Consider the following 20,420-nt stretch of genomic DNA (forward strand, 5'->3'; position numbering starts at 1 on the left):
CCTCCGGGGCGATGCGTGTCTGATGCCCCCCCGGGTCGGGTCGCCACGCTCGCTCTGTCGCATTTCCGCTCGCACCGCCGCACGCGGCTGACCTTCGACGCGCCGATCACCGCCATCCATGGCCCGAACGGCGCGGGAAAGACCAACCTCCTCGAAGCCATCTCGCTGCTGTCGCCCGGACGGGGCATGCGCCGCGCCCAGGCCGAGGAGATCATCCGCCGCCCCGAGGCGTTGGGCTGGCGGATCGCGGCGACGGTTTCGGGCGATGTGCCGCACGACATCGAACTGCGCGCCGAACCCGGCCAGCCCCGCACTACCCGCATCGACGACAAGGCGACCGCGCAGGTGGCGCTGGCACGGCTCTTGCGGGTGCTCTGGCTGGTGCCGTCGATGGACCGGCTCTGGCTTGAAGGGGCCGAGGGACGTCGCCGCTTCCTCGACCGCCTTGTCCTGTCCTTCGACCCGGCCCATGCCGAGGGCGCGCTGCGCTACGAGAAGGCGATGCGCGATCGAAACCGCCTCCTGAAGGACGGCGTGCGGGACGCGCATTGGTATGCCGCACTCGAGGCGCAGATGGCCGAGTACGGCGCCGGCATCCAATCGCGCCGCGTGGCCGCGCTCGCCCGCCTTGTCGCCGCGCAGGATACCGACGGCCCCTTCCCTGCCGCGGCGCTTGCGCTCTCGGATGGCGGCGCGCAGGTCGGGGCCGAGGATTTCGCCGCCAGCCGGTCCCGTGACATGGCGGCGGGTCGCAGCCTGGTTGGGCCGCATCGCACAGACCTCCTGGGGCGCTATGCCGCCAAGGACATCGAGGCACGGCTCTGTTCGACCGGCGAGCAGAAGGCGCTCCTGATCTCGCTCATCCTCGCCAATGCCCGTGCGTTGAAGACGAGCGAAGGCACGCCACCGATCCTGCTGCTGGACGAGGTCGCGGCGCATCTGGATGCCGACCGCCGCGCGGCCCTCTATGCTGAGTTCCATGCGCTCGGCGGGCAGGTCTTCCTGACGGGAACCGGCCGGGAATTGTTCGAGGGGCTGGAGGGTGCCATGCATCTGGAGGTGACCGAGGCGGACGGCGAAAGCCGCGTGGAGATCGCATGACACCGAACCGGCTGAACCTCGTCACGCTGGGCGTCACCGATCTGGCTGCGTCGAAGGCGTTCTACGAAGCGTTGGGCCTCGTTGCCGAAGACGCGCCGCCCTCTGTCGTGTTCTTTCCGATGGGCGGGTTCAAGCTCGGGCTGTTCGGGCTCGATACGCTCGCGCAGGAACTGGGTCGCCCGGTCTCCGAACTCGGGCGGGGCGCGGTGACGCTCTCGGTGAACTGGCCGTCCGAGGCGGATGTGGACGCGGCGTTCGAGGCGGCGATCGCCGTCGGCGCCCGCGCGGTGTCACGGCCCACGAAGATGGAATGGGGCGGATATTCCAGCCACTGGGCGGACCGGGACGGGCACCTCTGGGAGTACGCGTTCAACCCGGTCTGGCCGCTCGATTCGGACGGCTGGATTTCGGACGCCTGAACCCACCAGATTTGGTGTCATTCGCGTGACAATCCCCGCCCGGGATCATATATCTTGGGGGACACGAAGGGGATAATCGACAATGGCTGACGCAGCCCCCACGCCCGAGGAATACGGTGCGGATTCCATCAAAGTTCTCAAGGGCCTGGAAGCCGTGCGCAAGCGGCCGGGCATGTATATCGGCGACACCGATGACGGGTCCGGTCTGCACCACATGGTCTACGAGGTCGTGGACAACGGCATCGACGAGGCGCTGGCGGGTCACGCGACCGAGGTGAGCGTCAAGATCCACGCCGATTCCAGCGTCTCGGTGAAGGATAACGGGCGCGGCATTCCGGTCGGCCTGCACGAGGAAGAGGGCGTCTCGGCGGCCGAGGTCATCATGACCCAGCTCCATGCGGGCGGGAAGTTCGACCAGAACAGCTACAAGGTCTCGGGCGGCCTGCACGGCGTCGGCGTCTCGGTGGTCAACGCGCTGAGCGACTGGCTGGAGCTGCGGATCTGGCGCGACGGCAAGGAGCATGTCGCCCGGTTCGAGCACGGCGACACGGCCGAGCATCTGAAGGTCGTCGGCGACACCACCGAGACCGGCACCGAAGTGCGGTTCATGGCCTCGCTCGATACCTTCTCGAACCTCGATTACGTCTTCGCGACGCTGGAAAAGCGGCTGCGCGAGCTGGCCTTCCTCAACTCCGGCGTGAAGATCGTGCTCGAGGACGAACGTCCGGCCGATCCCCTGCGCACGGAGCTGTTCTACGAGGGCGGCGTGAGGGAGTTCGTCAAGTATCTCGACCGCTCGAAGAGCGCCGTGATGCCCGAGCCGATCTACATGGAGGGCGAGCGCGACGGGATCGGCGTCGAAGTCGCGATGTGGTGGAACGACAGCTACCACGAGACGGTCCTGCCGTTCACGAACAACATTCCCCAGCGCGATGGCGGCACCCATCTGGCGGGCCTGCGCGGCGCGCTGACGCGGACGATCAACCTCTACGCGCAATCCTCCGGGATCGCGAAGAAAGAGAAGGTCAGCTTCACTGGCGACGACGCCCGCGAGGGCCTGACCTGCGTGCTGTCGGTCAAGGTGCCCGATCCGAAATTCTCCAGCCAGACGAAGGACAAGCTCGTCTCGTCCGAGGTGCGGCCCGCGGTCGAGAACCTCGTCAACGAGAAGCTCGCCGAATGGTTCGAGGAGAATCCCCAGATCGCGCGCGAGGTGGTGGGCAAGATCATCGAGGCCGCGCTGGCGCGCGAGGCGGCGCGCAAGGCGCGCGAACTGACGCGGCGCAAGACGGCGATGGACGTGGCCTCCCTGCCCGGCAAGCTGGCCGATTGCCAGGAGAAGGACCCCTCCAAGGCGGAGCTGTTCCTCGTCGAGGGCGACAGCGCCGGCGGCTCGGCCAAGCAAGGTCGCGCCCGCCAGAACCAGGCCGTCCTGCCGCTCCGGGGCAAGATCCTGAACGTGGAGCGCGCGCGCTTCGACCGGATGCTGTCCAGCCAGGAGATCGGGACGCTCATCACCGCCATGGGCACCGGCATCGGCCGCGACGAGTTCAACTTGGGCAAGCTGCGCTACCACAAGATCGTCATCATGACCGATGCGGACGTGGACGGCGCGCATATCCGCACGCTGCTGCTCACCTTCTTCTATCGCCAGATGCCCGAGATCATCGAGCAGGGGCATCTCTACATTGCGCAGCCGCCGCTCTTCAAAGTCGGGCGCGGCAAGTCCGAGGTCTATCTCAAGGATCAGACCGCGCTGGAGGATTACCTCGTCCAGCAGGGCACCGACGGCGCGGTGCTCCGCCTGCCCTCGGGCGAGGAGATTGCGGGCCGCGACCTCGACCGCGTCGTGCAGGCGAGCCGGGTGTTCAAGCGCATCCTCGACGCCTTCCCGACCCACTACCCGCGCCACATCCTCGAACAGGCGGCGCTGGCCGGGGCCTTCGACGCCGAGGGCCTGTCGGACCTGCAGGGCGTCGCGGACCGCGTGGCCGCCCGGCTGGACCAGGTGGCCGAGGAATACGAACGCGGCTGGCAGGGTCGGATCACGCAGGATCACGGCATCCGGTTGGCCCGCGTCCTGCGCGGGGTCGAAGAGGTGCGGACGCTTGACGGCGCGGTCCTGCGCTCGGGCGAGGCGCGCAAGCTGGCGCAGGCCGCCGGCGCGACCGAAGGCACCTATCGCGAACCGGGCCGGCTGGTCCGCAAGGATCGCGAGAACATCGTGCACGGGCCGACGGATCTGCTCGAGGCCGTGATGGCCGAGGGCGAGAAGGGCCTGAGCCTCCAGCGCTACAAGGGTCTGGGCGAGATGAATCCCGACCAGCTCTGGGAGACGACGCTCGACCCCGAGGCGCGCACGCTCCTGCAGGTCAAGGTCGACGACATGACCGAAGCCGACGACGTGTTCACCAAGCTGATGGGCGACGTGGTCGAACCCCGTCGCGAGTTCATCCAGGAGAACGCGCTCTCGGTCGAGAACCTCGACTTCTGACGCCGATGCGGACGCTCTACGAGGCCTCCGGCGGGCATGACCGCCTCCGCGAGATGACCGAGGCGTTCTATGCCAAGGCCGTCGCCGACGATGTGCTGGGCGCGATGTTCACCGCCGCGGCCAGCGAGCACGCGCGCTGGCTGGCCGGCTGGATGACCGTCTCGTTCGGCGGCCCGCGCGATTATGTCGAGGAGCGGGGCGACCTGCGCTTCGTCATCTGGCAACACGCGGGCCTGAAGTTCACCGAAGACCAGCGCGCCCGCTGGGCGGAGTTGATGCTGACCTCCGCGCGGGAGGTCGGCATGCCGGCGGCCTTCATGCCGGGCTTCACCCAATATGTCGAAGTCATCACCCGCAGCGTCGCCGAGCAGTCGCACATGTCCCTGCCCGAGATGCGCGTGATGCTGGGCTATCCAGAAGGGTTCACGCCGACGCCCGCTAGCGGATGAAGCAGTCGACGTACTCCTCGCCAAGGCCAACCTCGGCATAATGTGTCCGGCACAGCTCGATCTTGGTGAACACGTCCTCGTATCCCAGGACCTCGCCCCACGGATCGACGTAGCACATCACGCCGTTGACCTGGAAATGGGTGATCATCTCGTCCACGCCCTCGGGCACGACGAGCGTGTGCGTCTCGCCCGGCGGCTCGTAGACGTAAGAGCCGGTCTCGGCCATCCAGTCGTGCTCAAGATAGTGCCAGCGCCCCTTGAGAACGAGGCCGTGCACCCCTTGCGGATGCCGGTGGCGCGACAGCACGCCCGACTTCCGGACGCGCAAGAGATTCATCCAGTAGCCCTGCGACCGGTTGAGGCAGAGCGGCCGGAACCACACGTTCTCGGCCTGCGGCACCCAGAGACGTTCGTCCTCGGGGATGGCGTCGGGCACCACGATTTCCTCCAGCGCGTCCTTCGGAAACGGCAACTGGTAGGGCATCCTCGGGTCGTGATCCTTCATATCCGTCCTCCTCACATCGCCATGTAGCCGCCATCGACGGGATAGACCGCGCCGGTGACGTAGCTCGCCTCGTCCGACAGCAGCCAGCGGGCAAGCGCCGCGACCTCCTCGACCCGGCCCCAGCGCCCGGCGGGGGTGCGCGCCATGATGGCGTCGTTGCGCGTGGTGTCGTCCTGCAACCCTTGGGTCATCTCGGTGTCGATCCAGCCCGGCGCGACGGCGTTCACGCGCACGCCGTCCCCGGCCCAGCGCCCGGCCAGCGCCTTGGTCAGCTGCGCCACGCCACCTTTGGACGCCGAATAGGCCGGCACGCGTGGGCCCCCGAAGGTCGACAGCATCGACGCCGTGTTCACGATCGCCCCGCCCGACGCGGCCAGCAGGGGATGCGCGGCGAGGCAGCAGCGCATCGTCCCCGTCAGGTTCACGTCGATGACGCGGGCGAAGGTCTCGATCTCGTATTCGTCGTCGCGGGCGATGATGCCCGCGCAGTTCACCAGCCCATCCAGCCTATCGAGCCCGTCGAAGGCGGCCGCGACCGACGCCGTATCGGTCACATCCATTAGCCGTGTCTCGATGTCGGGGGTGTCGAAGGCGTCCAGCTCGGCCCGGCTGGCCGAGGCGGCGACGACGTGCCAGCCCGCACCGGCGAGGCTGCGCGCGATGCCCGCACCGATCCCGCGCGTGCCGCCGGTGACGAGGACGGTGTTCATATCCCCGAGACTATGCGGGCCGTCAGTGGAAGTCCCGCGATTTCGGGATGACACGCACGTCCCTCGGGTGGCGGGAGGTGTGGCTGGGCAGCGGGTTCACCACGTGATCGGCGCGCGCGAGGTCGGATTGCAACTCGTCCTCGGAGAGCCGCGTCAGCGCGTCGTTGCGATCCGCGATCTCGCGGGCGACGACGTGGATGACGGCATCGTCGAACTGCACGTGCCCATGCACCGCCATCAGTCGCGACGACATGATCGGGCGGCGGAACCTTGCGAAGAGGTCGGGCCAGATCACTACGTTCACGACGCCGGCCTCGTCCTCGAGCGTGACGAAGCAGACCCCCTTGGCCGACCCCGGCTTCTGCCGGATCAGCACGAGCCCCGCGACCGAACAGGTCTGGTTGAAGCGCAGGCTCCGCAGGCGGTCCGACCGGGTATAACCGCCGCGATCCATCGCGCGGCGCATGAAGCTGACGGGATGGGCCTTCAGCGACAGGCGCGCGGTCTGGTAATCGGCGACGACATGCTCGCGCATCGGCATCTCGGGCAGGGCATGGACCGGCTCAATGCCCACATCCGGCGCGTCCCCGTGGGTGAAGAGCGGCAGGTTCGGCCCGCGCCGGATCGCCTTGGCGTCCCAGAGCGCCGCGCGGCGGTCCTGCCCGCAGGACCGGAAGGCATCCGCCGAGGCCAGCGTCTCGATGGCGCGCTTCGACAGGCCCGTGCGGCGGCGCAGCTCCTCAACATTCGCGTAAGGCCGGTCGCGGGCGGCGGTCAGGCGTGCCAGCTCATCGGCCTTCAGGCCCGACAACTGCCGGAACCCCAGCCGCAGCGCGTAAGTCTCGGGCCCCGTCGGCTCCAGCAGGCTGTCCCAGTCGGAATAGTTCACGTCCACCGGCAGCACCGTCACCCCCGATTTCTTCGCCATGTCGACGATCTGCGCGGGCGCGTAGAACCCCATCGGCTGCGAGTTGAGAAGCGCGCAGGCGAAGACGTCCGGGTGGTGGCACTTGAGATAGGACGACACATAGACCAGCCGCGCGAAGCTGGCGGCGTGGCTTTCGGGAAAGCCGTATTCGCCGAAGCCCTCGATCTGGCTGAAACAGCGGGTGGCGAAGACCTCGTCGTAGCCCCGCGCGACCATGCGGTCGATCATGCGCGACTTGTGGTTGCGAATATCCTCCTTCGAGCGCCAGGTCGCCATGGCGCGGCGCAACCCATTGGCCTCCTTGCCCGAGAACTCGGCGGCGACCATGGCGATCTTCATCGCCTGCTCCTGAAAGATCGGCACGCCCAGTGTCCGCCCGAGGATCTTCTGCAACTCGTCCTGCGGATATTGCGGGCCGGGCGTAGGATATTCCGGTTCCTCGTCGCCACGGCGTCGCTTGAGATAGGGATGCACCATGTCGCCCTGAATTGGACCGGGACGGACGATGGCGACCTGGATCACGAGGTCGTAGAAACGGCGCGGCTTCAGCTTCGGCAGCATCGCCATCTGCGCCCGGCTCTCGACCTGAAAGACGCCCAGCGAATCCCCCCGGCAGAGCATGTCGTAGGTCGCGGCGTCCCCCTCGGCGATCGTGGCGAGATCCATGTCGATGTCGTAGTGATCCTTCAGGAGACCGAAGCACTTGGCGATGCAGGTCAGCATCCCCAGCGCCAGCACGTCCATCTTGAAGATGCCCAGCGCGTCGATATCGTCCTTGTCCCATTCTATGAACGTCCGGTCGGGCATGGCGCCGTTGCCGATGGGGACGGTGCGGACCAGCGGCTGATCGGTGATGATGAAGCCGCCGACATGCTGACCCAGATGGCGGGGCATTCCGATCAGCTGATCGGTCAGGCGCAGCACGCGACGTACCAGCGGATCGGCGACGTTCACACCCGTATCCTCGGGATGCATGTCGGCGGTCGACGACCCCCACGAGCCCCAGGTCGTCTTGGCCAGCGCACTCGTCACGTCTTCGGTCAGGCCCATCACCTTGCCCACCTCGCGGATCGCCATGCGGGGGCGGTAATGGATGATCGTGGCGCAGAGCCCTGCATGGGCGCGCCCGTAGCGCGTGTAGATATGCTGGATGACCTCCTCGCGGCGCTCGTGCTCGAAATCGACGTCGATATCGGGCGGCTCGTTGCGGTCGGCACTCAGGAAGCGTTCGAACAGGACCTCGTTGAGCGCGGGGTCCACGGACGTGATCCCGAGGCAGAAGCAGACCGCCGAATTGGCCGCCGACCCCCGGCCCTGGCAGAGGATGTCCTGCGATCGGCCGAACTCCACGATTTCCTGGATCGTGATGAAGTAGCGCGCGAGATCGCGCTCGGCGATGAACGCCAGCTCCTTCTCGAGGGCGTCGCGCACCTTGCCCGGCACGCCATCGGGATAGCGAAGCGCCGCGCCCGCCTCGGTCAGGATGCGAAGATGCCCGTCGGGAGTGCGGCCGGCGGGGATGTGGTCTTCGGGATATTCGTATTTCAATTCGCTCAGCGAGAAGTCCAGCCGGTTGGCGATGCGCAGGCTCTCGGTGATGGCATGGGGCCAGCGTTCGAACAGGCGCTGCATCTCCCCTGGGGACTTCAGGTAGCGCTCGGCATTGGCGTCGAGGCGGAAGCCCGCATCGGCGATGGTGCATTTCTCGCGAATGCAGGTCATCACGTCCTGCAGCGGGCGACGCTCGGGCGTGTGATAATGGACGTCGTTGGTCGCCACGATCTTCAGGTCATGGGCACGCGCCAGCCGGTCCAGCGCCTCGATCCGGGCGGCATCGTCGCCGCGATAGAGATGGGCCGCCGCGACATGGGTCAGCGCGGGCATCCGGTCCGTCAGGCGCGGCAGGTCGGCGGCGAAGGCCGCCGCGTCGTCGCCCGGAACGGCGATCAGGATGCTGCCGGCCTGATGCGCGCGCAGATCCGCCAGCGTGATGTCGCAGCGCCCCTTCTCCTGCCATTCGCCGTTCGGTCCGGTCATCCGCCCCTTCGAGATCAGCGCGCAGAGATTGCCGTAGCCGTCGCGATCCTTCGGATAGGCCAGGAACTCCGCCCCGCAGGTCAGGATCAGCCGCGTCCCGATCAGGGGCGTCATGCGGGTGGTGGTCGCTTCGGTATGCATCCGCACCACGCCAGCCATCGAGTTGCGGTCGGCGATCCCGATGGCGTGATAGCCCATCTTCCAGGCCGTCGTGGCCAGGTCCACGGCATCCGAGGCGCCATGCAGGAAGGAAAAGCACGACGTCACGCCCAGCTCGACGAAGGGGGCGGGCGGGTTTTTGGTGAAGACCTGGTCGGGGTCGAGCGTGCGCTTGTCGGGAGTCAGGGGGGCGTCGGGCATTGCAGTGCTCCGGGTCTGGGATCAGGCGGGGTGCCGGTCAGGAGACGGGGGGCCAGCCCCCCGTCGGCTGCGCCGACTCCCCCCGAGGTATTTCGGGCCAGAGGACGACAGGGGCGCGTTAACCTTAACGGCGGGTGAAGGTTTCGGCGGGGCGATCACGGGAACATCCCGTGCATGAACCAGTCGGGCATGCCGCCCCGGCCGTCACCCACGATCCCCTCGCGGAACAGCCAGTAGCGCGCGCCCTCCTCGACCTCGACCTTGTAGTAGTCCCGCAGCCGCGTGCCGGGCCGGGCGCGCCACCATTCGGGGGCCAGCCGTTCGGGACCCTGATGCCGCGCGATCCGATAGGGCCGCTTGCGCCAGGCGAAGCGGACGGGCGGGCCTTCGGGGACCGCATAGAGCACCTCGATCCGCTCGGGCGCCTGCAGCAGCCGGACGGGCCGTTCGCGCCGGGGGGCCGCCACCAAGCCGCCACCGCCGAGACCGCCGGGGGCGAGACGTTCGGCGCGGGACCGGGTGCCCCCGGCCAGCGCGGGCACCCAGCGCTCGGCCCGCTCGGGGATGTGGCTTTCGCGGAGTTCGGGGACCTGCACGGCGCCGACGCCCAGCCGCGCCGAGAGCCGGTCCATCAGGGTCGCGATGGCGACATCGCTCTCGGTCTCGCCGTCGAGTCGGACCTGCGCGGCCGCCTGGTCTTCGACCCGCGTCGCCTCCAGCGCGATCATGTCGAAGCCGAAGCCCGCGTCGAGGCTCTCGAAGCGCTTCTCCAGCAGGCGGCGCAGGTGGTCCGGGTCGCGGCTGGCCCGTGCCGTGCCCGCATCGAAGCGCGCCGTCGCCCCGTCGACACGGTAGAGCTCCAGCCGCAGGATGCGCGCGCCCTGCCCCGCCACCCCCAGCCGGTCGCAGAGCGCCGACATCAGCTCGGGCAGCAGCGGCTGCGGATCCATCACCGACTCGGGCAGGCGGCGCAGCACGCGGAACCGCTCGGGCGGCGCGGGGCTGACCACCGGCTCGGGCAGGCGGCCCAGCGCCTGGTCGAGCCGGCGCAGCGGCGTGTCGAGCATCCGACCATCGCGCCCGAAGCGCCGCTCCAGCACGGCGCGGGGCACCGCCATCAGGTCGCCGATCCGCTTGAGGCCGAGGCGGCGCAGGGTCAGGACCGTCGCGCCGTCCAGCCGCAGCGCCGCCACCGGCAGCGGCGCCAACCGATCCGCCAACGCGGCCTCGGTGCAGATCGGGGCCGCGTCGCCATGCCGTGCCAACGCCCAGGCCGCGCCGTGGGTCGGGGCCACGGCGATGCGCGCGGCCTGTCCCAGACCGTCCAGCCGGGTCGCCATATCGGCCAGCATCCCCGCCTCGCCGCCCCAGAGATGGGCCGCGCCGGTGGTGTCGAGAACCACGCCGTCCGTCCCGTCGGTCGCCGACCACGGACACCAGCGCCGCGCCCAGTGCGACAGCCGGACCAATGCGCCCGCGTCGCCCGCCAGGTCCGCCGGGCGCACGATCAGTTCGGGGCAGAGGCTCTGCATGTCCACGACCCGCATCCCGCGGGACGCGCCGATCTGGGATGCGCCCGCGTTGGCCGCGTGGATCACCGGGCCGTGGGGCCCCTCGGCGGCCAGCACCAGCGGCGCGTCGGCATCGGGTTCAGGGGCGGCCGTCTCCCACGGCACGGGGTCGGGCCGGGGCGTCGCCGCCTGCACCCGCGCCCACCGCGCCATCGCGAACTGCGGCAACCAGATCGAGGCGATGCGTCGCCCGGTCATGGCTGGCCACCCACCGGCCGGGGCGCGCACCCCGCGACCGGAACAGCTCCGCGCCCCAGAGCGGCAGACCCGGCGCACGCGCGTCGAGCGTGTTGTCCAGAGACGGAAGCGCCGCGACGGACCAGCGCTCGGCGGCGACCGACAGGTCCGCCACGCCGTCCGGGCGCAGCAGCCAGAGCGGCACGCCCGACCGCCGCGACCGCAGCGCCAGCCGCTTGGTCGCGGTGAAGTCGAGCGCCTTGGGATTGCCCCAGACCTCGCCGATGACGGCGGACAACGCGCTGCATTCCAGTCCTTCCTCCATCGCCCAGAGCGCGTCGATCGCGCGGTTCGCCGTGACCCTCAGGATGGGCCGTTCGTCACTCTGGATTCCCCGGATCGAGGGCAGGCCCGCCTCGCTGGCCGCGCGCCGGTCCTGCACCCAGAGGATCGGCCGGCCGCGCGGGGCGGCCTGGTCGATCTGGGCCAGCACGAGGCCGGTGCCCGCCCCGTCCCGCGAGGTCGAGAAGGCTTCCGTCAGGACGGGCGGATCGGAATCGGGCATGGCGTGGCAACCCGGGGAATCGCTAAAATGTTCCCCTAATGTTCTCATGTTGCGCGGGTTTGTCGAGTCCTGTCAGGACTCGAGGCAGGACGCGATGCTGTTTGCCAATGCTGTCAGTGTCTTGACATAGAAATCGGGGCCCAGCGCCTGTTGCATTCCGAGCGGGTCCAGCACCGCGGTCCGGGCGTCGGAGCCTTCGATCACCGTATCCACGAGGCCGGAATTGGCCTGTGCCTCGCCGAAGACGCAGATGACCGATTCGTCCGCGATGGCGGCGCGCAACTCGGCGATGTGGGCGGCTCCTGGATCGGCCGCGTCGCCGCGCGCGATGGCACCGAAGGCCGGACGGTCGAACGCGGCTTCGAACGGGCCGTAGCCGTCATGGAACACGACGAAACCGCGATCGGGCAGCCCGTCGAGGCGGGTGCTGATCTTCCGGGCGGCGTCGGTGATCTCGGCGCGCCCCGCTTCGGCATTCGCGGCGTAGATGACGGCATTCTCGGGGTCGAGCGCCGAGAGCCGCGCAGCGATCGCGTCGATCCACAGGATGCCGTTCGCCGGGTCGAGCCAGCCATGGGGATCGAGCCCGCCATGGTCGTGACCCTCGTGCCCGCCCTCGTCGCTCGCATGGTCGTCATATTCATGGTCGTCATGGCCATGATCGTCGTGGCCGTGATCATCATGGCCTTCGTCGGCATGCTCCGCGTGATCGCCATGATCGCCATGGTCGTGCCCCTCGACCAACCGGGTGCCGGGCACGTCGAGAAGCTCCAGCGATGCGCCCTCCTCGGACAGCGCCTCGACCGCGTCGGCCAGCCATGGCGTCAGCTCGCGCCCGACCCACACGACCGCATCCGCCGATTCGAGCGCGCCGGCCTGGGACGGACGCAGGCTGTAATCATGGGGCGATCCACCCTGTGGCAGGATCAGGTCGGGGGTGCCGACGCCGTCCATCACACGCGCCACGAGCGAATGGACCGGCGCGATATCGGTGACGACACGCGGCGGCTCGGCCCAGGCGGGCATGGCGACGAGAGATAGGACAAGGGCGCGCATCATGGTGTATCTCCGGGTCAGGACGAGCGCTTGTTAGACGCAACATTATAACATATCAACCCCTCATGACTCCAATCGGCTTCACCCGTCACGATCATTCCGACTGTGTCGAGACCTCCCTCGCCGCAGCCGAGGCGCATTGCGCCGCGCGTGACCTCCAGTTGACGAGCGCGCGCCGCCAGGTGCTGGAAATCCTGCTGCGCGAGCATCGCGCGCTCGGTGCCTACGACATCGTCGAGCGAATGCGCGCCGATGGGCACTCACCGCAGCCGCCGACCATCTATCGCGCGTTGGAGTTTCTAGGGGCGCAGGGTTTCGCGCACCGCATCGAACGGCGCAATGCCTTCGTCGCCTGCATCTGTCCCGGCCAGCCGCACGACCCGATGTTCCTGATCTGCCGCGCCTGCGACGCCGTGGCCGAAGCGCAAGCCAACCCCGCCGCAGTCGACCCGATCGCTCGCGATGCGGGGTTCGAGATCGAACGCAGCTCGATCGAACTGGAAGGGCTCTGCCCCGCCTGCCGCGAGACCGCCGCGTGACGCCCCTTCTCGCCCTGACGAACATCTCGGTACATCTCGACGGACGCCGAATCCTGCATGACATCGACCTGTCGGTCGCGCCTGCCGAGATCGTCACGATCGTCGGGCCGAACGGGTCGGGCAAGTCCACGCTGCTGCGCACGATCATCGGGGCCCTGCCCGCCGCCGGCCGGATCGAACGCGCGCCCGGGCTCCGGATCGGATACGTGCCACAGACGCTGGCGCTCGACGCGACGCTGCCGCTCACGGTGCGCCGGTTCCTGAACCTGCCCCGCCGGACCGCGCGCGACCGCCTCGAGACGGCGATGGCGCGGGCAGGCATCGCCGCGCTGGCCGACAGCCAGATGGCCGATCTCTCGGGGGGACAGCGGCAACGCGTTCTTCTTGCGCGCGCTCTGCTCGGGGACCCGCAGATCCTCCTCCTCGACGAGCCGACGCAGGGCCTCGACCAGCCCGGCTCCGCCGACTTCTATCAGCGCCTGGCCGAGATCCGCGACGAGACCGGATGCGCCGTTCTGATGGTCAGCCACGAGCTGCACGTGGTCATGGCGGCCTCGGATCGCGTCGTCTGCCTCAACGGTCATATCTGCTGCGATGGACGACCCGAGCATGTCGCCTCGGCGCCGGAATACCGCGCGCTCTTCGGCACGGGCACGCGGGGCGCGCTGGCGCTCTATCGCCACGAGCATCACCATCACCACCACGGAGATGCCGGCTGATGCTCGACGATTTCGTCGTCCGCGCAGCGCTTGCCGGACTGGGTGTCGCCGTCGCGACCGGGCCACTGGGCTGCTTCGTGGTCTGGCGTCGGATGGCGTATTTCGGCGACGCGACCGCGCACGCGTCGATCCTCGGGGTGGCGCTGGCGCTGGCCTTCGGCGTCTCGGTCAGCCTCGGGGTCCTTCTGGTGGCGGCGGGCATGGCGGTCGGCGTGACGCTCATGACGGGACGGCGCCGCGCGTCGGACACGGTCCTCGGCGTGCTCAGTCACACGGCGCTCGCCACGGGCCTCGTGGCCGTGACCTTCGTGCCGGGCATCCGCATCGACCTCACGTCCTTCCTCTTCGGGGACATCCTCGCAGTGCGCCCAATCGACCTCTGGGTGATCTGGGGTGGGGCCGGCATCGTGCTCGGCCTTCTGGCCTGGCGCTGGACACCGCTCCTGACGGCGACGCTGGGGACGGATCTCGCGCAGGCCGACGGCATCGCCGCGCGCCGCGAGCAGCTGATCCTGACGCTGGCGCTGGCGGTGACGGTCGCGGTGGCGATCAAGGTCGTCGGGGCCCTCCTGATCTCGGCCATGCTGCTGATCCCGGCGGCGGCGGCGCGCACGGTCTCGTCCACGCCGGAGGGCATGGCCATCCTGGCGACGCTGGCCGGGGCGATCTCGGCCCTGGGCGGTGTCGCGCTGTCCTTCATCACCGACGCACCGACCGGCCCGAGCATCGTCTGCGTCGCGGCCGTCCTGTTCGCGATCTCCCTCGTGGTCGATCAGGTCCGCCGCTAGGGGCCTTCTTCGCGGAGGGGGCAGGCGGATCGCGGCAACCCAGACATGGGCGGGTCCGATCGGTTAGCATTCCGGCGATGGCGCGGGAGTCCCGATCACCGCGACCGAACCGTCGAAGATAGAAGGAGCGGGCGATGAAGATGGCCGATCTCGGGATGCAGGGCCGATCCGGTCTGATGATGCGACGTGACAACGCGATACACTCACTGCGGGCCGGGGCACGGCCGTCACGGTGCGTCCGGGCGCGCGTGGCGGCGTGACCGTCTGCCGTCGAATGACGCTACCCGAGTTGCGGCTCGTGCTGGACTGGGCGGCGGCCGAGGGCTGGAACCCCGGTCATGACGACGCCGAGGCCTTCTGGGCGGCCGACCCGGACGGGTTCTTCGTCGCCGAAGCGGACGGCGCGCCGGTCGCGGCGATCTCGGTCGTCAACCACAGCGCGGCCTTCGCCTTTCTCGGCCTCTATATCTGCCGCCCGTCGCATCGCGGGCGTGGCATCGGCCTCGCGCTCTGGACCCACGCGCTGGCCCATGCGGGCAACCGGATCGTCGGGCTGGACGGGGTCCCGGACCAACAGGCCAATTACGCGCGCTCGGGATTCGTCGCCGCGGGCGGGGCCATGCGCCATGTCGGCCGGATCGACGGGCAGCGCTCGGACCGCATCGGACCTGCGCGCCCCGATGACATCGCCGCGCTGTTGGATCTCGAGGCACGGGCGTCGGGCTGGGGGAAGCCGGTCTACATGGCCGCGTGGTTCACGGATGCGCCGACGCGTCACACCTTCGTTCTGCGAGATGGCGGCGCGATCCGGGGTGTGGCGACGCGGCGCGCCTGCCGTGTCGGCGTGAAGGTGGGGCCGTTGATCGCGCCCGACGATGCGACCGCGATGGAGCTTCTGGCCCACGTCGCGGGATCGGACGACGTCGAGATCACGGTCGATGTTCCGCTGGCCGCCGAGACCTTCGCCGCCCGTTGCAGCGCGGAAGGGATGGTCGCGGGGTTCCAGACCGCACGCATGTACCGGGGCCTGGTTCCCGCCATGCGGCGCGGCCTTGAGGTCAGCTTCGGAGCGACGTCGCTGGAACTCGGCTGACGGCGCCCGCCCGTCACGGCCCGTAGAACACGCCGACCAGCCAGAGCGGGACCGCGGGGACGTAGGTCACCGTCAGCAGGACGAAGACCAGCACGCCGATGAAGGGCAGGTTCGTCTTCGTCGTGGCCCAGACGTCGGTCTTGGCGATCGAACAGGCGGTGACGAGGACGCTCGCGACCGGCGGCGTCTGCTGGCCCAGCGCGATGTTCAGCGTCAGGAGAATGCCGAAATGCACCGGGTCGATTCCGAGCTGGTTGACCAGCGGCATGAAGATCGGGACCGTCAGGATGATCGCCGCGGCCCCGTGCAGGACCATGCCGACGAACAGAAGGAAGACGTTGATGATCATCAGGACGAGGAACGGATTTTCGGTCAGCGTCGTGATGCCGGCGGCAAGCTTCTGCGGCATCTGGGTTTCGGTCAGGTAGAGCCCGAGCACCGCCGAGGACGCCACGAGCAGCATCACCACAGAGGTCTGGAGCACGCCGTCGATCAGCGCGGCGTAGAGCTTCCGCAGGTTCAGCTCGCGATAGACCAGGAGCCCGATGGCCAGCGCCGCGAGGACGGCGAGCCCCGCGCCCTCGGTCGCCGTGACGATCCCGCCGAAGATGCCGCCGAGGATGATGACCGGCAGCATCAGCGCCCAGGCTGCCTCGCGGGTGGCTTGGCCCAGCCGGGCAAGCGAGAACCCATCCTCGCGCGGGAGGTCGTAGCGCACCGAGAAATAGTAGCACATGGCCATCAGGAGCGACGCGCCCATGAGGCCCGGCACGATCCCGGCGACGAAAAGCTGCACGATGGAGGTGTTGGAGAGCGCGCCGTAGAGGATCATCGGGATCGAGGGCGGGATGATGATCGCCAGCGATGCGGTCGAAGAGGTGAGCGCGGCGGCGAAGCGCGGCGCATAGCCCTTGCGCTTCATCGCCGGGATGAGGACGGAGCCGGTGGCCGCGACGTCCGCCACGGCCGAACCCGAGATCTCGGCGAAGAACAGCGACACACCCACATTCACCATCGCCAGCCCGCCCCGGACGAAACCGATCAGCGCCGATACGAAGGCGATCAGCCGGACCGAAATGCCGCCCGTGTTCATCAATGCGCCCGCAAGGATGAAGAGCGGGATCGCGATCAATGGAAAGCTGGTGGCCCCGTCGAAGAGCGATAGCGCCGCGTTCAGGAACCCCAGCGAGCCGTTCAGGAGCCAGACGCCGACCAGCGCGCTGGCGAGGATCGACACCGCGATGGGCAGGCCCATGGCGATCAGGAGGAACATCGAGAGGAGGACGAGCGCTTCGGTCATGGGCGACGGCCCGCCCGCGCCAGCTCGGCCTCGGCCCGCGCGATCTCGTGCGAGATCTCCTCGGCTTCGGGGTCGCGACCCGCGACGATCGCGTCGCGCCGCTCGGGCAGGGTCAGAACGCGGCCGAGGATCATCAGCGCCGCGGCTACGGGCAAGACGCCCTGCACCACGACGCGGGGCACGAAGCGCAGGGTCGTCATCGTCTCGGTGCCGAAGAATTCGAGGATCGCCCAGCCACCCCAGACGACCACCGCGAAGGTGGCCAGAAACAGCGCCTCGACGACCCAGAACAGGATCATCCGGAACGGCATGGGCAAACCGAAGAGGAGCCCGTTGAACCCCAGATGCGCGTTGCGCAGCACCGCGAGCGCCGCGCCCGTGAAGGTGATCCACGCCAGGAGAACGGAGGACACCTCGTCGTACCAGATCAGCGACGCGCCCGAATAGCGGAAGGCCACGCCCAGCAGGACGATGCCCGCTAGGACGACGATCATCGCGAGGGTCGCGACCTGAAGGCCGAGATCGAGCGTGCGGATGACCGTCTTGCGCATGTCATGCGATCCATTGCGGGACGAGGGGGCGGCGCGCCCGGATCGGCGCGCCGCCCCGTGTCATGGCGTCGGGGTCAGGAGCCGTTGGCGAGGGACATCGCCTCGTCGATCATGGCCTGCCCGTTCTCGACCTCGGTCGCGAACTTCTCGTAGATCGGGCCCGAGGCGTCGACGAAGGCCGCGCGGTCGGCGACGTTCACCTCCATGCCCGCTTCCGTCAGCTTGGTCAGCAGTTCGTCATCCTGCGCGGCCCCCTGCTCGCGCGCCCAGACGGCCACTTCCTGCGCCGTCGTGGCGAGGATGTCCTGGATCGCAGGATCGAGCTTCTCAAAGGTCTCGACGCCCACGGTCGGATAGGCGGGCGAATAGACATGGCCGGTCATCGAGAGGTATTTCTGCACCTCCTCGAACTTCGCGCCCGCGATGTTGGTGAGCGGGTTCTCCTGCCCGTCGATGACGCCGGTCTGAAGTGCGACGAACACCTCCGAGAAGGACATCGGCGTCGGATTGGCGCCCCATTCCTCGAACATCGACACGCGCCAGGACGAATTGGGCGTACGGATCTTCAGGCCGTCGAGATCGGCGGGCACGTTGACCGGGCGCTCGTTGTTGGTGATCTGCCGAAAGCCGTTCTCCCACACCGCGAGCGGACGGTAGCCCTTGGCCTCGGCGGCGGGCACGAGCGTGCCGCTGAACAGCGTCTCGTCCATCCGCGCGAGATGGTCGCGATCGGCCACGAGGAAGGGCAGATCGAAGATCGCGTATTCCGGCGCGATCTCGGGCATGACCGAAGACGGCAGCGTGATGTGCATCGTGCCCAGCCGGATCTTCTGGAGCATGTCCTTGTCCTTGCCGAGTTGCGAGCTGTCGAAGACGGTGACCTCGCCCAGATCGCCCAGCTTCTCGTTGGCACGGCGCTGGAACTCGTAGGCCGACTGGCCCTGCAGCGAGTTCGGCGTGGCCGATATGCCGAAGATGATCTCTTCCTGCGCGGCGACCGTGCCGCCCCACCCGAGTGTCAGCGCGACCAGCGCGCCCAGCTTCATCGTTTTCATGTCATCCTCCCAGATTGATCCGTGTTCTGTCGGCCCGTGCCGACGGTCCTAGCCTCCGGCCGCCGCCGCGGTGAGGCCGGTCGTACCGGCCGACCAGTCCGGCCGGGTCATCAGCGCCGTGCGCAACTCCGCGTGCGCCGCGTCATCGATCGTCTTCGGCGGGTGGCGGGCGGCGAGCTTGCGCCCCAGCGCCAGCGCCGCCAGCGTCGCGCCCGTATCCGCGATGCCCCGCCCCGCGATGTCGTAGGCGGTGCCGTGGGCGGGCGTGACGATCGGAAAGCCGTAGCCCGCGATCAGCGTTACGCCGCGATCGAACCCGATCAGCTTCATGGCGATCTGTCCCTGGTCGTGGAACATGGTCAGCACGGCGTCGAACTCGCCCTTGAGCGCCCGCACGAAGACCGTGTCCGACGGCACGGGGCCGGTGACCGCCATCTGGCGTGCCTGTGCGCGTGCGACGGCGGGCAGGATGATGTCGTCATCCTCGGCCCCGAAGTTGCGACCATCCCCCGCATGGGGGTTGAGTGCGGCGACGCCGATACGCGGGCGGTCGAAGCCCGCGTCCTCCATGACCTCGATCGTCAGCGCGAGGCTGTCGAAGACGCGATCCGTGCTCAGGGTGTCCGCGACGTCGCGCAGCGGGATATGGGACGTCGCGCGGGCGTTCCAGACCTCGTCGAGAACGTTGAATTCCCGCCCCGAGCGCGGCGCGTCGAGAACCGCGTCGATGAAGCCGATCTCGTCGACATGGTCGGGCTTGGCCATCCGCATCGCGGCCTTGTTGAAAGGGGTGAAGGCCACGGCGTCGGCGAGGCCGGCGCGCGCCGCCAGAAGGGCCGCCCGGAAATTCTCCAGCGCAGCACCGCCCGCTGCGCCCGTGGCCTCGCCCACGGAAGCGTCGGCCGGATCGGAATTGCCCAGGTCGACAACGAACGTCCCGGCGTCCGGTCGCGTCAGATCGTCCGGCGTGACGAACGGCAGGTCCAGCGTCACGCCCGCCTGCGTCGCCCCGAGCGCCAGCGCGCGGGCATCGCCGAAGACGGTGATGCCGGCACCCGCCGAGGCGTCGGCCAGAGCGCGGGCCGCCAGCTCGAGACCGATGCCGCCGGCATCGCCGAGGGCCATTGCGATTCGCCGCTGCTCCGCCATCCCGCCTCCCGTTTGTATACAAAATACACAGGTGCTCTCGAATGACAAGCGGAAGGCTGCTAGGTGCGTGTCAGGCCCACCAGACGAGTCGCCCGCGACATGCATTCGACCCCGATCCGCACCATCGCCAAACGCAGCCTGCACGATCAGGCCGTCGAGCAGATCAGGGACCTGATCATCGAAGGCCACCTGGAGCCGGGGCACCGGATCGACGAGGCCGTGCTGATCGTGAAGCTGGGCATTTCGCGCACCCCATTCCGCGAAGCGCTGCGGACGCTGGCCGCCGAAGGGTTGATCGAGATCCGGCCGTCACGAGGCAGCGTCGTACGGAAGCTCTCGGCCGACGAAGTGCGCGGGATGCTGGAATTGCAGGCTCATCTGGAGGCCTTCGCGGGCCGTCTTGCCTGCGCGCGGGCCACGGATGCCGAGATCGACGAATTGCTCGAGATCCACGACCGGATGATGGCGCTCTACGAAGCGCGCGACCGCCTGCCCTATTACAAGCTGAACCAGGCATTCCATACGCGGCTGTCCGAGATCACGGGCAACGAGGCGTTGGCCGAGACCCAAAGAAGCCTGCAGGCCCGCCTGAAGCGCATCCGTTTCATCGGCAACCGGCAGGAAGACTTCTGGCGGGCGGCGGTCGAGGAGCATGCCGAGATGGCCGAAGCCCTGCGCGCGCGTGACGGCGAGCGGCTGGCCGAGACCATGGAGCGGCATCTGACGAATACCTGGGACCGCGTGCGCAACGTCGTCACATCGGACGACTGACCCGCGCTGGCCGAATGGCCGGTTCGGCCAATGAAAAGGCCGGGCCGCACGATTGCGCGGCCCGGCCCGGTGTCGCTCAGTGA

General features: G+C 68.7%; 19 protein-coding genes. 9 read left to right on the forward strand and 10 right to left on the reverse strand.

Features of this window, described 5'->3' with window-relative positions:
- Nucleotides 1–15 precede the first annotated feature (15 nt).
- The 4 genes from recF to ACK8OR_RS16895 all read left to right on the forward strand — a co-directional run bounded on the left by recF (nucleotide 16) and on the right by ACK8OR_RS16895 (nucleotide 4,463).
- A complete protein-coding gene (gene recF, locus ACK8OR_RS16880) occupies nucleotides 16–1,101 on the forward strand; it encodes a DNA replication/repair protein RecF (protein WP_410190551.1) in 1,086 nt (361 codons plus the stop codon).
- Complete coding sequence (locus tag ACK8OR_RS16885) at nucleotides 1,098–1,520, forward strand: VOC family protein (protein ID WP_410190552.1); 423 nt, start codon at nucleotides 1,098–1,100, stop codon at nucleotides 1,518–1,520. The genes recF and ACK8OR_RS16885 overlap by 4 nt, the downstream gene beginning before the upstream one ends.
- 82 nt (nucleotides 1,521–1,602) lie before the next feature.
- Nucleotides 1,603–4,014 carry a DNA topoisomerase (ATP-hydrolyzing) subunit B gene (gyrB, locus tag ACK8OR_RS16890; RefSeq protein ID WP_410190553.1) on the forward strand — a complete coding sequence of 804 codons (2,412 nt, stop codon included), beginning with the start codon at nucleotides 1,603–1,605 and terminating at the stop codon, nucleotides 4,012–4,014.
- 5 nt (nucleotides 4,015–4,019) lie between these two features.
- Complete coding sequence (locus tag ACK8OR_RS16895; RefSeq protein ID WP_410190554.1) at nucleotides 4,020–4,463, forward strand: globin domain-containing protein; 444 nt, start codon at nucleotides 4,020–4,022, stop codon at nucleotides 4,461–4,463.
- Here the strand turns inward: ACK8OR_RS16895 and ACK8OR_RS16900 are convergent.
- The 6 genes from ACK8OR_RS16900 to ACK8OR_RS16925 form a co-directional block, all read right to left on the reverse strand.
- Nucleotides 4,453–4,968, reverse strand: coding sequence for a 2,4'-dihydroxyacetophenone dioxygenase family protein (locus tag ACK8OR_RS16900; RefSeq protein ID WP_410190555.1), 516 nt, complete (start codon nucleotides 4,966–4,968; stop codon nucleotides 4,453–4,455). The two genes, ACK8OR_RS16895 and ACK8OR_RS16900, sit on opposite strands and share 11 nt — an antisense overlap.
- Before the next feature lie 11 nt (nucleotides 4,969–4,979).
- Nucleotides 4,980–5,678, reverse strand: coding sequence for an SDR family NAD(P)-dependent oxidoreductase (locus ACK8OR_RS16905; RefSeq protein WP_410190556.1), 699 nt, complete (start codon nucleotides 5,676–5,678; stop codon nucleotides 4,980–4,982).
- Between the two features lie 22 nt (nucleotides 5,679–5,700).
- Entirely contained in the window at nucleotides 5,701–9,003 is a 3,303-nt protein-coding gene (locus ACK8OR_RS16910; protein ID WP_410190557.1) for an error-prone DNA polymerase, read from the reverse strand.
- 155 nt (nucleotides 9,004–9,158) lie between these two features.
- Nucleotides 9,159–10,772 carry a Y-family DNA polymerase gene (locus ACK8OR_RS16915; RefSeq protein WP_410190558.1) on the reverse strand — a complete coding sequence of 538 codons (1,614 nt, stop codon included), beginning with the start codon at nucleotides 10,770–10,772 and terminating at the stop codon, nucleotides 9,159–9,161.
- A complete protein-coding gene (locus tag ACK8OR_RS16920) occupies nucleotides 10,654–11,316 on the reverse strand; it encodes an ImuA family protein (protein WP_410190559.1) in 663 nt (220 codons plus the stop codon). The genes ACK8OR_RS16915 and ACK8OR_RS16920 overlap by 119 nt, the downstream gene beginning before the upstream one ends.
- A gap of 72 nt (nucleotides 11,317–11,388) precedes the next feature.
- Entirely contained in the window at nucleotides 11,389–12,375 is a 987-nt protein-coding gene (locus ACK8OR_RS16925; protein WP_410190560.1) for a zinc ABC transporter substrate-binding protein, read from the reverse strand.
- Nucleotides 12,376–12,437: 62 nt separating this feature from the next.
- Here ACK8OR_RS16925 and ACK8OR_RS16930 point away from each other — a divergent pair, with 62 nt between their 5' ends.
- From ACK8OR_RS16930 to ACK8OR_RS16945, 4 genes are all read left to right on the forward strand, one after another.
- Nucleotides 12,438–12,911, forward strand: coding sequence for a Fur family transcriptional regulator (locus ACK8OR_RS16930; RefSeq protein WP_410190561.1), 474 nt, complete (start codon nucleotides 12,438–12,440; stop codon nucleotides 12,909–12,911).
- On the forward strand, nucleotides 12,908–13,630 hold the full coding sequence (locus tag ACK8OR_RS16935; RefSeq protein ID WP_410190562.1) for a metal ABC transporter ATP-binding protein: 723 nt from the start codon (nucleotides 12,908–12,910) through the stop codon (nucleotides 13,628–13,630). The genes ACK8OR_RS16930 and ACK8OR_RS16935 overlap by 4 nt, the downstream gene beginning before the upstream one ends.
- Nucleotides 13,630–14,418 carry a metal ABC transporter permease gene (locus tag ACK8OR_RS16940; RefSeq protein ID WP_410190563.1) on the forward strand — a complete coding sequence of 263 codons (789 nt, stop codon included), beginning with the start codon at nucleotides 13,630–13,632 and terminating at the stop codon, nucleotides 14,416–14,418. Before ACK8OR_RS16935 ends, ACK8OR_RS16940 begins: the two co-directional genes overlap by 1 nt.
- Nucleotides 14,419–14,674: 256 nt before the next feature.
- Nucleotides 14,675–15,511, forward strand: a complete 837-nt coding sequence (locus ACK8OR_RS16945; protein WP_410190564.1) for a GNAT family N-acetyltransferase — start codon at nucleotides 14,675–14,677, stop codon at nucleotides 15,509–15,511.
- A 13-nt stretch (nucleotides 15,512–15,524) separates the two neighbouring features.
- On the opposite strand, the gene ACK8OR_RS16950 is transcribed toward ACK8OR_RS16945, so the two are convergent.
- The 4 genes from ACK8OR_RS16950 to ACK8OR_RS16965 all read right to left on the reverse strand — a co-directional run bounded on the left by ACK8OR_RS16950 (nucleotide 15,525) and on the right by ACK8OR_RS16965 (nucleotide 19,542).
- Nucleotides 15,525–16,811 (reverse strand): TRAP transporter large permease, encoded by a 1,287-nt coding sequence (locus ACK8OR_RS16950; protein ID WP_410190565.1) that lies wholly within the window; start codon nucleotides 16,809–16,811, stop codon nucleotides 15,525–15,527.
- Nucleotides 16,808–17,362: a TRAP transporter small permease gene (locus tag ACK8OR_RS16955; RefSeq protein ID WP_410190566.1), complete on the reverse strand. Its 555-nt coding sequence runs from the start codon at nucleotides 17,360–17,362 to the stop codon at nucleotides 16,808–16,810. The genes ACK8OR_RS16950 and ACK8OR_RS16955 overlap by 4 nt, the downstream gene beginning before the upstream one ends.
- A gap of 74 nt (nucleotides 17,363–17,436) precedes the next feature.
- Nucleotides 17,437–18,417: a TRAP transporter substrate-binding protein gene (locus tag ACK8OR_RS16960; RefSeq protein ID WP_410190567.1), complete on the reverse strand. Its 981-nt coding sequence runs from the start codon at nucleotides 18,415–18,417 to the stop codon at nucleotides 17,437–17,439.
- Between the two features lie 48 nt (nucleotides 18,418–18,465).
- Nucleotides 18,466–19,542: a 4-hydroxythreonine-4-phosphate dehydrogenase PdxA gene (locus ACK8OR_RS16965; RefSeq protein ID WP_410190568.1), complete on the reverse strand. Its 1,077-nt coding sequence runs from the start codon at nucleotides 19,540–19,542 to the stop codon at nucleotides 18,466–18,468.
- Nucleotides 19,543–19,665: 123 nt separating this feature from the next.
- On the opposite strand from ACK8OR_RS16965, the gene ACK8OR_RS16970 reads away from it, so the two are divergent.
- Complete coding sequence (locus tag ACK8OR_RS16970; protein ID WP_410190569.1) at nucleotides 19,666–20,337, forward strand: GntR family transcriptional regulator; 672 nt, start codon at nucleotides 19,666–19,668, stop codon at nucleotides 20,335–20,337.
- The last annotated feature ends 83 nt before the right edge of the window (nucleotides 20,338–20,420 follow it).

This window comes from Jannaschia halovivens (genome assembly GCF_046452375.1).
GTDB lineage: Bacteria > Pseudomonadota > Alphaproteobacteria > Rhodobacterales > Rhodobacteraceae > Jannaschia > Jannaschia halovivens.

What these genes read in the sequence shown, in the direction of transcription:
- ACK8OR_RS16950 (WP_410190565.1), bottom strand. Translation starts at nt 16,811, where the DNA reads ATGACCGAAGCGCTCGTCCTCCTCTCGATGTTCCTCCTGATCGCCATG.
- ACK8OR_RS16885 (WP_410190552.1), top strand. Translation starts at nt 1,098, where the DNA reads ATGACACCGAACCGGCTGAACCTCGTCACGCTGGGCGTCACCGATCTG.
- ACK8OR_RS16905 (WP_410190556.1), bottom strand. Translation starts at nt 5,678, where the DNA reads ATGAACACCGTCCTCGTCACCGGCGGCACGCGCGGGATCGGTGCGGGC.
- ACK8OR_RS16925 (WP_410190560.1), bottom strand. Translation starts at nt 12,375, where the DNA reads ATGATGCGCGCCCTTGTCCTATCTCTCGTCGCCATGCCCGCCTGGGCC.
- ACK8OR_RS16895 (WP_410190554.1), top strand. Translation starts at nt 4,020, where the DNA reads ATGCGGACGCTCTACGAGGCCTCCGGCGGGCATGACCGCCTCCGCGAG.
- ACK8OR_RS16920 (WP_410190559.1), bottom strand. Translation starts at nt 11,316, where the DNA reads ATGCCCGATTCCGATCCGCCCGTCCTGACGGAAGCCTTCTCGACCTCG.
- ACK8OR_RS16960 (WP_410190567.1), bottom strand. Translation starts at nt 18,417, where the DNA reads ATGAAAACGATGAAGCTGGGCGCGCTGGTCGCGCTGACACTCGGGTGG.
- ACK8OR_RS16940 (WP_410190563.1), top strand. Translation starts at nt 13,630, where the DNA reads ATGCTCGACGATTTCGTCGTCCGCGCAGCGCTTGCCGGACTGGGTGTC.
- ACK8OR_RS16910 (WP_410190557.1), bottom strand. Translation starts at nt 9,003, where the DNA reads ATGCCCGACGCCCCCCTGACTCCCGACAAGCGCACGCTCGACCCCGAC.
- ACK8OR_RS16965 (WP_410190568.1), bottom strand. Translation starts at nt 19,542, where the DNA reads ATGGCCCTCGGCGATGCCGGCGGCATCGGTCTCGAGCTGGCGGCCCGC.
- ACK8OR_RS16900 (WP_410190555.1), bottom strand. Translation starts at nt 4,968, where the DNA reads ATGAAGGATCACGACCCGAGGATGCCCTACCAGTTGCCGTTTCCGAAG.
- gyrB (WP_410190553.1), top strand. Translation starts at nt 1,603, where the DNA reads ATGGCTGACGCAGCCCCCACGCCCGAGGAATACGGTGCGGATTCCATC.
- ACK8OR_RS16915 (WP_410190558.1), bottom strand. Translation starts at nt 10,772, where the DNA reads ATGACCGGGCGACGCATCGCCTCGATCTGGTTGCCGCAGTTCGCGATG.
- ACK8OR_RS16930 (WP_410190561.1), top strand. Translation starts at nt 12,438, where the DNA reads ATGACTCCAATCGGCTTCACCCGTCACGATCATTCCGACTGTGTCGAG.
- ACK8OR_RS16955 (WP_410190566.1), bottom strand. Translation starts at nt 17,362, where the DNA reads ATGCGCAAGACGGTCATCCGCACGCTCGATCTCGGCCTTCAGGTCGCG.
- ACK8OR_RS16970 (WP_410190569.1), top strand. Translation starts at nt 19,666, where the DNA reads ATGCATTCGACCCCGATCCGCACCATCGCCAAACGCAGCCTGCACGAT.